The organism is Synechococcus sp. PCC 6312, assembly GCF_000316685.1.
Taxonomy (GTDB): domain Bacteria; phylum Cyanobacteriota; class Cyanobacteriia; order Thermosynechococcales; family Thermosynechococcaceae; genus Pseudocalidococcus.
Map to the genome: position 1 here is coordinate 1,713,229 of NC_019680.1, position 12,828 is coordinate 1,726,056.

Sequence of the window (12,828 nt, forward strand, 5' to 3'; positions counted from 1 at the left end):
CATGTCTGCCCCTATCAGTACACCCACTATTCTCCAAATGGAAGCTGTCGAATGTGGCGCTGCGGCATTAGGCATTATTTTAGGATTTCATCGCTGCTATGTTCCCCTGGCTGAATTGCGCCAGGCCTGTGGGGTGTCTCGGAATGGTAGTAACGCCGCCAATATTGTCAAAGCTGCATCTCGCTATGGATTGGATGCGAAAGGCTATCGCTTAGAATTAACCTCTACCCAGAAACTGACTCCTCCCTTTATTGCCTTTTGGGAATTTAATCATTTTGTGGTGGTGGAAGGCTTTGGCAAAGACCAAGTGTATCTTAATGATCCCGCTGTTGGACGGCGACAGATTAGCCTGGATGAGTTTGATCGTTCCTTCACCGGCATTGTTCTCACCTTTACACCTCAGCCAACCTTTCAACCCCGTGGCCATGCCCCCAGTATTTGGCCCAGCTTGTGGCGGCGATTGCGGCAAAGTCGGGCGAGTCTGGAGTTGCTTTATTTAGTCCTAGTCGGCTTCCTTTTAACCATTCCGGGTCTAGTCATTGCTATTTTCTCTAAACTCTTTGTTGAAAATATTCTCATTGAAAACCACCTAAATTGGTTGCGGCCATTCTTGTTGTTAATTGCCCTGGTTGCGGCCCTCAATTTATCCCTTACCTTTTGGCAATCCCAGGCCCTGAGGCGTTTACGCACCCGTTTAGCCATTCAATTATCCAGTCAGTTTATTGAGCATATTCTCTGTTTACCCGCCAGTTACTATGAGCAGCGTTCCGCCGGAGAAATTGGCAGTCGCGTCAGTTTGAATAATACGGTTGCTAATGTTCTATCTGGTGAACTAGCCAAAACAGTGATTGATAGCGTCATGATGATTGTCTATGGCCTGGTCATGTTTACCTACAGTGTCCCGTTAACCTTAATTGCCATCGGCCTGGCTGGCGTGAATGCGCTGGGATTACGCTGGTTTGCCCGGCAACGTCAAGATACTAATTTACGGCTGGGGTTAGAACTCGGTCGGGCGATGTCTACAACCATTACTGGATTGCAAGCGATTGAAACCATCAAGGGATCGGGCCTGGAAACTTTCTTCTTTAATCGTTGGGCCGGCCTTTATACCAAAGCCATTAACTCTCAACAAGAACTTGCGATTCCCACCCAAACCATTAGTATCTTGCCTTCTGCCCTTAGCTCCCTCACTAATATGACCCTGATTGTCGTTGGTGGTATTCAGGCCATGCGGGGAGAAATGAGCATTGGAATGTTAGTTGCCTATCAAGCCCTAATGCAGCTATTCCTCGAACCCATTAACCGCCTCGTCTTGATGAGCAGTAGTATTCAGGAACTCTATGGGGATATTGCCCGCCTGGATGATGTCTTAGACAATCCCATTCCACCCGGTCAAGACTTTTTTCAATTTGCCAGTCCTACCACTCTTCAATCTCTAGAGACTCAATCCCCTCCCAACTCAATGGCAAAATTAGAGGGGCAATTAACACTTAAAAACATTACCTTTGGTTATAGCCCGATTGACCCACCCCTGATTCAAAACTTCAATCTAACCCTAGCTCCCGGCGAACGAGTTGCCCTAGTTGGCGGATCCGGGTCGGGGAAAAGCACAATTGCCAAACTGATCCTAGGAGTCTATCAACCTTGGCAAGGCAGTATTTTATTTGATGAACAGCCAAAGTTAGACATTCCCCGCGCCGTCCTCCATCACTCTATAGGCTATGTCTCCCAAGACAGCGTGATTTTCTCTGGGACTGTTCAAGACAACATTACCCTTTGGGATCACACTCTGACAGATACCGATATTATCCAGGCCAGCATTGATGCCATGATCCACCCCAAGATTATGACCCTCCCTGCCGGATACCAAACTCAACTGCTTGAAGGGGGCATGAATCTCAGTGGGGGAGAACGCCAACGCCTAGAAATTGCTCGAGCCTTAGTCCGCAATCCTTCCCTGTGCATTTTTGATGAGGCCACCAGTGCCCTTGATGCCAATGTTGAGGAGCAAATTATGCAATGCCTCCAAATTCGGGGTTTAACCTGCTTATTCATTGCCCATCGCTTGAGCACGATCCGGGACTGTGATCAGATTATTGTCATGGAACAAGGCCAGATCGTTGAGTCAGGAACCCACCAAGCATTATGGGAAGCCAAGGGGTTGTATCATCGGATGCTTTCTGCCCAAAGTGTTGAAGACTATACTCAAGATTAGCCAAGTGGATGATACCAAATGGGTGATGTACTCTCCTCCTATTGCTAGGTTCTTCAGCAGGATATAAGTAATCAAAATATCAAGTCGTCCCCCCCCTATTTTTAGAATGCTATATTACAAATATCGAAAGAGAATAACACTCAGAATTCATTAAGAAAGCAGTTGACGTATTTAGAGTTTGAATGTTCCGAGCATCAAGTTTTATGGAGATAATTACAATGAATACCGATCTAAATCAACAAGAACTCATTGAGCGGGAATTGACCCTAGATGAGCTAGCTGCTATCTCTGGCGGCAGCGAATTTACTGATTTCTTCAAAAAGATTGGTGATGATTTTGGTGAAGTTGGCGGCGTTATGATTGCGGGAGGATATACGGTTGTTCAAGCCTGTAAGGGAATGATTGCTGAAATGACTGGTGATTTGGAAACAGCCAAAGACATTCAACAAAACACTATGGATCGTGCAGAAAAACTTTACAACGATGTGAAAGATGGTCTTGGCACCAAGGTGTTAGGTGTGGTATCAACGGTCGGCATTGTTGGGGCTATCGCCAAGGGTGGCAAAATGGCCTTTGATGTGATTCGTACAGGAATTCGTCCAACGGATGTACGTCCAGTAAATCCGTTTTTAGATATCACCCTTGATTCAATTCCGTCTCATACCGGTAATACTGCGTACGGCAGTCCAACTGGTAGCTTTAACTCTAGCTTCAGCTTTTTAGAACAGAAAAACAGGCAACTCCAAGATATCTTTTCCGCCGAACAACTGCAAAAACTGAGTGAAGCAGGTTTCAACAAGAACGATACTGTCTATAACTATTTTGAAGTGAAAAATCTTCAATCTGCCACTGACTTATCTAACCAATTGGGTTCCCAAGCTAACATTCAGGGGGCTTTTTTGGAAGTCAAGCAAGAGACAGGTAATGGCTTCATTATCAGGAACATTCCCATCATTACCATCCAGGAGGTGAGTCAACCAGCTACTAACGAACCTAAACGGGAGAACGTTGGTGGGCTTAAGTTGACTGGCCCAGAAAAATATATAGCACAGCGGATTTCCTAAATTAAGGTTTGCAAGCAACGAGTTCCATCTTGAATTTATGGAGGGTATGGCGATGGAAAATCAAGCACTTGAACGGGAACTCACCCCTGAAGAGTTGGAAGAAATCGCTGGCGGTTTAAGTTTGGGTGATTTTTGGGATGACACCAAGAAAAACCTATTAGGTCATGTATCCCCGCTCTGTCCAGTTACAGTTCCGAATGCGAGAGGTGAGACAATCGTAATCCATGATGCCTCACCAGGCCTACCAACTGAGGATGAGGGATGTAAACTTCCTATTGCTAGTAAATATGAAAATGATTAGCTGTTAGTTGGTTTGAGAGCGATAAACAATTCGTTTAATAACAATCAATGGAGTTTTCGTCATGACCAAGATCAATAACGAAAATCAAGAACTTGAGCGGGAACTCACCCCTGAAGAGTTGGAAGCAATTGCTGGAGGACTGAATGTTGGGGACAGAATGGCAAAATTGGGTGGGGTGATGCATGGCAGGCAAGAAGGGGCCTCTGGCAATATTATTGGTGAACTGGGGGGGCGCGTTGCCCAGGCTGCTTACACTCTTAAAGAGGCGTTTAGGGGCTTCGGGGCCATGATAATCGGTGACGACGAAACGATGGCAGACGTTCAGAAGAACACTATGTCTCGGGGAGAGCAAGTTTATCAAGATGTGAAAGACTCAACCGCAGGAAAGATTTTGGGAGGTTGTGTTCTTGTTGTCGGCACTGCTGCTGCTGGAGGGGCTATTGCATCTGGAGTACGGAGCATCGGCACTGCTACTATCCGCACAGCAGGTACTCGTCCACTAATTCCAAATAGCGGTACCAATACACCGGCTTGGCCTGCTGGAACTCCAGGTTTTGGTGGCTCTCCGGCTGGATCCCTCGCTAATTCCTTTCATGATGTCCCTCTAGACCTTTATCCTGGCAAAGGTAGCTTTGCGATCACTGGGTTACAGATCAACCAGCAGTCGCCCATTGGTGAGCAGCTTGTTGAAAAATCGGCAGGGCAGTTTTTATCTGAAGATCAACTGAAGCAGTTTGGCATTCCTGCTGATGCGCGCGTTGTTGGCTATGTAGGTGCTAAAGAGGCTGATGCTGATTTCGTGAAGGAATTTAAGGCTACTCTTGGCCTGGGCGACAACGCAAAATTGGGCTATTTGCAGGTAAGTTGGTCACACAATGGCTCTCCAGTCCGGGACGTTGTGCCCATGATCGAAATGAACGATGCCCAGATTACCGCCAATGAACCTAAGAAAGAGGAGCTTACAACCCCTCAGTCAAATCATTTAAGTCGTAATCGCTTCTACCATCCCCACTAAATTTGGCTAGTTTCAGGAATGTGATGCATTGACTCTCAGAACAACTTTTATTGCAATTGAGAGTCGAAGGAACCTTTTTTTACAATCCTTTTATGGAGCTTGGATTATGACTGCAATGGAAAATCAAGAACTTGAACGGGAACTCACCCCTGAAGAGTTAGAGGCAATCGCTGGCGGCTACAGTTTCGGTGAATTTTGGGACGATACCAAGAGAGTAGCAGGGGCAATTCCTGGTGGAGTAGCGGCGGGTGGTTATGCCGTTGGTCAAGCCTTTAAGGCGTTGGGTGCCACTATTGCAGGCGACAAGGATACGGTGCGTGATATTGAAGAAAATGGCTTAGGTCGAGTGGGTCAACTTTACCGAGATGTGCGAGACTCTACTGCTGGGCAAATTGGAGGGGGTTTGATCATTGGTGCTGCTGCTGTTGTTGGAGGTTCGTATGTTGTCGGGGCCTTGGCTGGTAGTGCTGGTACTGTGGCAGGGGCTGGTGTCATTGTGATTGCCATAAGCGCATTGAATTCTCGAACTAATAGTGCTCCTTCAATTCCCATTGACAGAACTATTAGCTTCCAACAAGATTTTTCAGGTAAAAAATTAAACGATTTTTTCTCCTCAGACCAACTCAAGTCCCTTGGCTTCACCACTGACAGAGATTTCAAAATCGCTAGCTATCATGATGGGGGTGTATGTCCAGACAATCTTAAAGAACAAATTGCGGCCGCTGGCTACACGGGTGAAGTTAAAGTTGGCTTTTTTCAACTGGTTTCACAAAACTCTAATGGCGTAGTCGAATCCATAGCTATACCTGTCATATCTGCCAATGAAGCCAAGAAAAATGAAGCCAAACAAGATGACTTTACACCACCTCAGTCAACAGGTGGTTTCCGTGGCTACGGCCGTCGATTAGATGGTCAGCGGCGCAACAGCACTCAAGGCTAAATTAAATCTTGGCACGGGTGGGGCAAGCCTGAGAAATTCGCTACCCTCGGCTTGGTTTTTGCCCTTATTTCGGTTGAGAGCTACAAACAACTTGTTCAATTATTTTTTAATGGAGATTACATCATGACTACGATTAACAATGAAAATCAAGACCTTGAGCGGGAACTCACCTCTGAAGAGTTAGAGTCAATTGCTGGGGGAATGAATGTTTGGGACAGAATGGCGAAATTAGGCGGGGTGATGCATGGCAGGCCAGAGCCAAATTCCATCGATCTTCTTGGTGAAGTGGGGGGGCGTGTTGCCCAGGGTGGTTACACTGTTGCCCAGGCCTTTAAGGGGGCATGGGCCGAGTTAACCGGCGACCTAGGCACGGCGGCTGACGTTCAGAAGAACACCATGTCTCGGGGAGAGCAGGTTTATCAAGATGTAAAAGACTCACCTGCAGGAAAGATTTTGGGGGGAGTTGTGCTTGTTGTCGGAACATCTGCTGCTGGCGGGGCTATCTCATCTGTAGTCCGGACCGCCAGAACTACTACTGCTTCTGCTGCTAATCCCATCAGTTGGGGAACTACGCCCAGCCCTTCAATCGCTGGTGCACCACAACAATTCACTAGAGGCAGCATTGGAGAGATTGTGAAACAAGCACAACGTGAACACTGGGCTAATGGTGGCTCATTTAGTTCTATGCCTCGGACTGAATCTGTTTTCTCTTACAATGCGGTTATCTCAGGATTACAGGTAAACCAACGATCGTCGATTGGTGAGCAGCTTGTTGAAAAATCAGCAGGACAGTTTTTATCTGAAGGTCAACTGAAGCAGTTTAATATTCCGGCGGATGCTCGCGTTGTGGGCTATGTAGGTGCTAAAGAGGCTGATGCTGATTTCGTGAAGGAATTCAAGACTACCCTTGGCCTGGACGACAACGCAAAACTGGGCTATTTGCAGGTAAGTTGGTCACACAATGGCTCTCCAGTCCGGGACGTTGTGCCCATGATCGAAATGAACGATGCCCAGATTACCGCCAATGAACCTAAGAAAGAGGAGCTTACAACCCCTCAGTCGAGTCATTTAAGTCGTAATCGCTTCTACCATCCCCACTAAATTTGGCTAGAGGAAAGATCGTAGGCGGTATTGCTCTTGTTATTGGTGGGGGCGTGGCAGGTGGAGCTGTTTCTGCTGGAGGCCGTGTGATCGTCAGTGCCACCACCGGGATACGCAACATAACACCGATTCTTGAATCAGGTGCTCTTGGTGCTACTCCTAGCGTCCCGGCGGGTGCAATCAGTTTTCTACAAGTTAAGGAAGAAGCAACTTTAGGGCAGTTTGTTTCTGCAGATCAACTCAAGGCCGCAGGCATTCCATCCAATGCCCGTATCGTCGGTTATGCAAGTGCTAGAGACACTGATAATTTGGTGCAGGAATTCAAGGCTACCTCTGGCTTGAGCGATGACGTAAAGCTGGGCTGTCTCCAGGTGGAGTGGTCTTATAACGGTTCTACTGTCAGCGATTATATGCCCATAATCGATTTGGGTGAGATCAAAGAGAATGCTGTTGAGGAACCTAAACCTGCAACAGGCGGGATAAAGCTTACTGGGGGGAAATCTGGAATGACTCTTCAACGCATTGGGGAATCCTGATCAAGGCTTGACTATTATCAAACTGTTCATCAATCATTACTCAGGAGACTTTATGAACGAGACAGAAGAACAGGGCATTGAACGGCAACTCACCCCCGATGAACTGGCTGCCATTTCTGGTGGTTTCAATTTAGATAGTCTATTGGGGAAGGTAGAGCCTCTCCGTATTGGGCTTGGTGCCATCGAACCCAAACAAGATGACTTTACATCCCCTCAGCTAACGGGTGGTTTCCGTAGCTACGGCCGCCAACTCGATGGTCAGAGGCGGAACAACACACAAAGCTAAACTTAGCTTGGGCGTTGCACGTTTTTGGGATGATTTGGGTCAAATTTTTGATGCGCCTCTCTCTTGTTAACCTGAGTTTACATAGGCTAGAGCAGATCATTAGAAATTGGATTTCCCTATAGATATCTCCACGATAGAATTAGAGGTAGATTTTCACTGTATAAATTAAGAATATACAGCCAAAATAGAGCTAATTAATATGAGTCATGACATCTACAAATTGATTTGTCAGAAACCAAAAGACTGTAAACGCTTGATGGGTGTTAACTTTGAGCAACTAGAAGAGCTGATCGAACATTGTAAAAGATTGCATCAGATAAAACAAGAGGAGATTGAGAACCAGAAGAAACGAGTGATTCGAGCGGGCGGTGGTCAGTCTCCTATCTTGACCCTAGAAAACCAAATTATCTTAACGCTACTCTATCTCAGACATTATTTAACTTTTCAACTGCTTGGTTTGATGTTTCACGTCAGCGAGTCCACTGCTCATAATGTCTTTAACTATTGGCAAATACTCCTGGAGGAAGGACTATCACCTAGTCTTTTAGAACAAGTAAAAAAGTACCCGGAGGCTGGGGCTGAAACTCTGGCCAAATTAGTCAATCAAGAGTTAGTGATAGATAGCACAGAACAAGTCATAGAGCGACCTTCGAGCTATCAGGAGCAGAAGCGTACATATTCTGGCAAAAGGAAGAATTTCACTTTAAAAAATCAGTTAATTGTAAGTCCTGTGACTTTAGATATTATTGATGTGGTCGTGGGGATGCCAGGTCGGATAAGTGATATTAGTATCTGGCGAAACAGTCGAACTCGCTTTACCCTAGAGCAGTTCTTTATGGGAGATAAAGCTTATGTGGGAGAGAGACAAATTAAAACACCAACGAAAAAGCCTAAGAATGGAGAATTAACGCGTCAAGAGAAAGAAGATAACAAATCGTTTTCAGCACGACGTATTATCGTAGAACATTTGATTCGTTTTGTGAAAATATTTAGGATTATGCAAGAGCGATTCCGACTTCCAATATCTCGATATGATTCAATTTTTCTAACTGTTTGTGGACTAGTGAGATTGCGATTGGGCTGTTTAGAGTTGAGATTAGTTAAACATTAAGCATATGAGAAAAGTATTATGGTTTATAACCAACATTTAAAGTTAGTGAACTGGTAATAGGGACTGCAAAGCACCGTAAGTCTTTGTTTCTGAGCATCGTTAAATATTCTTGAAATATAGCTTAAACGGTCACCCATTATGGATTACAGGTTTTTGGAGATGTCTAAAGAAGAAATTAGTCCTGTCAGATCAGATTTACTAAAGCCTGAAGATATTTCATATCCAGAGCAAAACTCTTCTCAGTTATTTGTTTCATATCAGGAGGGTCCAATATCTCCCGCAGAACTTGAAGGTTACAACAAATTTGATCCTGAATTTGCTCAAGAATACTTAAGAGAAATTATTAGTGAAATACATCACCGGAGACAGATAGAAGTAGAGAGGCTCAAGCTAAGAAATACTGAATTGAGTCTTGAAAGTGGAGTAGTTAAAACCCAAGAACGAATCTTTTTCAGTAATCAAAGGCGTTTTATTCTCGGCTCGATTTTGGGTTCTGTGATTGCTCTCACTGCTGTTGGGTCTGCAACCTTTTTAGGGATTCAAGGGCGAAAAGAAGTTGCAATTGCAGTAGTGGGTTCTTTGGCCGGAACAGCCGTGATTATCTATGGTACGGATGCTTATAACAAAGGACGAAAAAAGGAACTTGACTCTGAGCTAAATAATTCTTCTGAAGATAGTAACGAAGATAGCTAAGATGTATCGCTGGTTATTCGCACCAAAAAGCTGAATTTTTCCGAGAGCGTGGCTAGAGTCAAAATAAGCTCACTGAACAGGAGAGTCAGCCCATGCGAATCAAACATTGGCAGGCCAGTGGTCAACCCCAGGCCCGGAGTCGGAAAACCCCCAAAGTTGTGCGGCGACAGAAACGGGCTTTGGCTCGACTCGCTCAAAAATTGCACCTTAGACCCAAAGGCTAGGGGCAACCCTAGGAACTTCCTCAAACATAGCCAGATGTCAGTTGTTGGCAGGCCCAATTACCAAAGATATTCTTTATTGATGGAGAAGATTTATGACTCCCATTCCCGCCTTATTAGCCCAAATCTGCCTGGGAAAACCCCAATCCCACCGCAACCTGACCCTTTACCCCTTGATTGCGAAAGATTATCCCGCCTTGGATTACCTCACCCTTGACCAGGCCCTAGGGGCCAAAACCGTCAAAATTACCGAAGTGTCCGCAGGGGGGGGTGTGCCCAAACTTTATTTTGTTAATGAAGGTGATACGGCAGTGCTGTTGTTAGATGGCGAGGAGTTAGTGGGGGCCAAGCAAAATCGGATTGTCAACCTGAGTATCCTGGCGGCGGGTCATAGCCAAATCAAAATCCCCGTTTCCTGTGTTGAACAAGGGCGGTGGCAGTATCGCTCGCGAGAATTTACAACCTCAGACCGGAGTTATTTTGCCAAAGGTCGGGCTAATAAAATGGATCGAGTCTCCACGTCTTTGAAACAACGGGGACAGCGGGATGGTCATCAGGGGGAAGTGTGGGCCGAAGTTAACGAGATGTCCTATGCGCTGGATGCTTTTAGTGACACGAGGGCCATGGCCGATATTTATGCACAGTCAGAAAGCCAATTACAGACCTACTTAGCAGCCTTTGGCACCGTCCTTAATCAGGTGGGGGCCATTTTTACGATTAACAATCAAATCATCGGACTGGAGTATTTGACTGCCCGCCCACCTTGGGCCCCTGTTCCCCAAACTGTTACGGAGCTATGCCATTGATGCCCTCAGTCAAGCCCAAGCTTCCCCGAATCCAGCTAACCCGGTCAATGTCATCGACTTTCTGACTAAGCTGGCTAGATCAACTGTGGAAAGTTTTCCGGCCCTGGGGGAAGGATTTGATCTACGCTTAACCAGTCCCACAACAGTTGGCAGTGTCCTGTTTGCCCGTGAACGGGTGATCCATTTGAGTGCCTTTCGGCGTATATCTGAAGCGAACCTATGACTCAGGCCTTGCCATTCAAACCCCTAATCTGTCACTGCCTAGTTGGCCCTCCCAGTAGTGGTAAGACGACGTTTGCCAAAATTTTAGAAACTCACTTAGGCGAACAGGGCCAACCCACTCAGATTGTCAGTGCGGATCAGATCCGCGAGCAGTTGTATGGGGATATGGCGATCCAAGGGGCCTGGTCAGACATAGAGCCGCAGTTATTAGACCAAATGGAACGGGCGATCTCAGTTGGGAAATCGGTTATTTACGATGCAACGAATGCCTATCGCTGGTGGCGGCAAAGTCTATTGAGCAAGCTGGCTAAATCGGGGGTGCAGTGGGTGGCCTGGCAATTAGTAACGCCTCTCAAGACTTGTTTAGCCTGGAATCAAGCCCGCGACCGTCATGTGCCAACCTTAGTGATTCAGGAATTTGCCCAGGCCTTAAAAAGTTTTCCAGTCCTCCCCGCCGAAGGGTTTACCGCCATTTTTACTATCAACCCCGCCCTAGGAACTTTAGAACAGATCCAGGCCAATCTTGCAAAATCCCTAGCCGCATTGCCCCTGAGCCAAAAAAACCGCAAAAATCGAACGCAAAATATCCTGCCCCACCGCTATTCTCGGCTTTTGGATTTTGATCGTCTCCTCCATTTGCTCTCCCTCATCATCCGTTATCCAGGCCTGGGGAATTTCCGAGCAGAGAATCCAGAAGAGCTTTTGCGCCTGCTGAAAGTGGATACATTGCCCCCTCTCCTCACGGGCCTGGATGAAATTGCGGCGGTGATGACGACTCAATATCATCAAATGTACGCAGATTTAGGGGCCTTGAAAACAGATCTAGCGTGGCTGGATAAAAATGGCTTTCTCAGTCAACAAATGGTGGATCAACCCCTGAGTCAGCCTCTCCCCGCCCCGTCTGACTGTATGGCCCATCGTTATAGTGATTGGTTGGGATTTAATCGGCTTTTAGCAACCCTTCGCTATATTCTCCATCATCCCTTAGAGCAAGAGGACTATCGTGAAGCGGATCAAGCCAAGAATATGGTGGATTGCTTAGCCGAGCGACTCTACGCAGCCAAGATTCTCCCCAGCCCAGAAAACACCACCTTACGGAAAGATATTCAACTCGTTTTTAATCCCTATCGCCTCCTCCCCGATAAGACCTTACGCAAGGGCTACTGCCTGGGTACTGGAATTTTGACGGAAGAAGACCTACTCCGAGTTTATGAATTAGCCGCCGAACAGGTCAAAGGCCTGAATGATGTTATGGCCCAGGCCACGGTAGAACGATTTCAAAAACGGTTGCAATGGGCCCAGTTTAATCTTGCCGATTATGAGCCGGTGCGGGTTATTGCCAGTGGCAGTATTGTGAGTCCCAAATTCTTAAGCTCTACCTCTTTAGCTTCAGTCACCGCTTTAACTGACTTGGAATCCTATATTCGCTCCGGCCAGAAGATTCGGATTGGCCGCCAACGGGGATCGGCAACATTTGACAGTTTTAAGGATTTCATACAGGAAGAAGATATTTGGCCCCTAGAAATCATCTTTCACAACATTGCTTGGTATTTAGGCTATGAATCGGCCGCTGGAGAGTCCCAAGGATTATTCAGGTATGACCGGTTAGATCGGCTTTATCAAGTTAAACAGTATAGCCAGGTTGCAACCCGTACTGCCAAACAACAGCAAGGGGCCCGCAATCAACTCCAAAAACTCCGCAGCCACAGTGCAGGTATTTTCCTGGGTGTGGATAAGCAGCAACAACAGGAATTTCTCAGCCTTAGCCCTGCCCAACGTCTGCAAAAGATGGCCACCCTAGAACTGCAATTTACGGAGGTGCTGTTTAAGTTTGTTAGTGAAGGAACCCAGCGATTCCCTTTTGAACAGTTAAAAATGACACCCCCACCCGGCCGGTCAATTCACCATCATTCTGACCTGAAGCAAATCTTCACCTTAGGTCGAGCCACAGATCTGACCCATCCCTACCGGATGAACGTCCTATTACCGGCCTGGTCGTTTGAAGATGTGACTCTCAAGGCCTGGGTTTTAGGATTTGGGCCGGGGGTTAAGGTCATCGCCCCAGATGCATTTCAGCAAAAAGTTATCCAAGAGGTTCACAAGACCCAACAGCTTTATAGTACTGCCAGCTAGGTAGGAGAGAGAGAGATGGGCCTGTCCTACAGCATGGATTGAGGTAAGGGGAGAGTAAAAAAGCCGCGGCTCACTGCGTTCAAGTTTGTCCGACGACAGTTAATACCACAATGCTCTACAGGTCTTACTTTTAGCTAAAGACTCTCCTGACCTTAATTTATGGCATTAGTCATTTAAGGCTCTT

General features: G+C 46.5%; 14 protein-coding genes. All 14 read left to right on the forward strand.

The features are described from left to right. Position 1 precedes the first annotated feature (1 nt). Positions 2 to 2,215 carry an NHLP family bacteriocin export ABC transporter peptidase/permease/ATPase subunit gene (locus SYN6312_RS08285; protein WP_015124413.1) on the forward strand — a complete coding sequence of 738 codons (2,214 nt, stop codon included), beginning with the start codon at positions 2 to 4 and terminating at the stop codon, positions 2,213 to 2,215. 218 nt (positions 2,216 to 2,433) lie between these two features. Continuing rightward, a complete protein-coding gene (locus tag SYN6312_RS08290) occupies positions 2,434 to 3,279 on the forward strand; it encodes a hypothetical protein (protein WP_015124414.1) in 846 nt (281 codons plus the stop codon). 52 nt (positions 3,280 to 3,331) lie between these two features. Then, a complete protein-coding gene (locus SYN6312_RS08295; RefSeq protein ID WP_015124415.1) occupies positions 3,332 to 3,580 on the forward strand; it encodes a hypothetical protein in 249 nt (82 codons plus the stop codon). Positions 3,581 to 3,641: 61 nt separating this feature from the next. Next, positions 3,642 to 4,595, forward strand: coding sequence for a hypothetical protein (locus tag SYN6312_RS08300; RefSeq protein ID WP_015124416.1), 954 nt, complete (start codon positions 3,642 to 3,644; stop codon positions 4,593 to 4,595). A 106-nt stretch (positions 4,596 to 4,701) separates the two neighbouring features. Next, the gene (locus SYN6312_RS08305) at positions 4,702 to 5,535 is read left to right on the forward strand and encodes a hypothetical protein (protein ID WP_015124417.1); all 834 of its coding nucleotides are present in this window, start codon (positions 4,702 to 4,704) and stop codon (positions 5,533 to 5,535) included. Between the two features lie 51 nt (positions 5,536 to 5,586). Beyond that, entirely contained in the window at positions 5,587 to 6,636 is a 1,050-nt protein-coding gene (locus tag SYN6312_RS08310; protein WP_253276440.1) for a hypothetical protein, read from the forward strand. 86 nt (positions 6,637 to 6,722) lie between these two features. Beyond that, the gene (locus tag SYN6312_RS08315; protein WP_015124419.1) at positions 6,723 to 7,172 is read left to right on the forward strand and encodes a hypothetical protein; all 450 of its coding nucleotides are present in this window, start codon (positions 6,723 to 6,725) and stop codon (positions 7,170 to 7,172) included. 52 nt (positions 7,173 to 7,224) lie between these two features. After that, positions 7,225 to 7,458 carry a hypothetical protein gene (locus SYN6312_RS08320; protein WP_015124420.1) on the forward strand — a complete coding sequence of 78 codons (234 nt, stop codon included), beginning with the start codon at positions 7,225 to 7,227 and terminating at the stop codon, positions 7,456 to 7,458. A gap of 199 nt (positions 7,459 to 7,657) precedes the next feature. Beyond that, positions 7,658 to 8,569 (forward strand): transposase family protein, encoded by a 912-nt coding sequence (locus SYN6312_RS08325; RefSeq protein ID WP_015124421.1) that lies wholly within the window; start codon positions 7,658 to 7,660, stop codon positions 8,567 to 8,569. Positions 8,570 to 8,728: 159 nt separating this feature from the next. Beyond that, on the forward strand, positions 8,729 to 9,262 hold the full coding sequence (locus SYN6312_RS08330) for a hypothetical protein (RefSeq protein WP_041430753.1): 534 nt from the start codon (positions 8,729 to 8,731) through the stop codon (positions 9,260 to 9,262). 92 nt (positions 9,263 to 9,354) lie between these two features. Continuing rightward, complete coding sequence (locus SYN6312_RS20725; RefSeq protein ID WP_015124423.1) at positions 9,355 to 9,486, forward strand: hypothetical protein; 132 nt, start codon at positions 9,355 to 9,357, stop codon at positions 9,484 to 9,486. 92 nt (positions 9,487 to 9,578) lie between these two features. Then, the gene (locus SYN6312_RS08335; RefSeq protein ID WP_015124424.1) at positions 9,579 to 10,289 is read left to right on the forward strand and encodes an ARPP-1 family domain-containing protein; all 711 of its coding nucleotides are present in this window, start codon (positions 9,579 to 9,581) and stop codon (positions 10,287 to 10,289) included. Then, a complete protein-coding gene (locus SYN6312_RS20975; protein ID WP_371257399.1) occupies positions 10,285 to 10,512 on the forward strand; it encodes an ARPP-1 family domain-containing protein in 228 nt (75 codons plus the stop codon). The genes SYN6312_RS08335 and SYN6312_RS20975 overlap by 5 nt, the downstream gene beginning before the upstream one ends. Further along, positions 10,509 to 12,644: an AAA family ATPase gene (locus SYN6312_RS08340; RefSeq protein ID WP_015124425.1), complete on the forward strand. Its 2,136-nt coding sequence runs from the start codon at positions 10,509 to 10,511 to the stop codon at positions 12,642 to 12,644. The genes SYN6312_RS20975 and SYN6312_RS08340 overlap by 4 nt, the downstream gene beginning before the upstream one ends. Positions 12,645 to 12,828 lie beyond the last annotated feature (184 nt).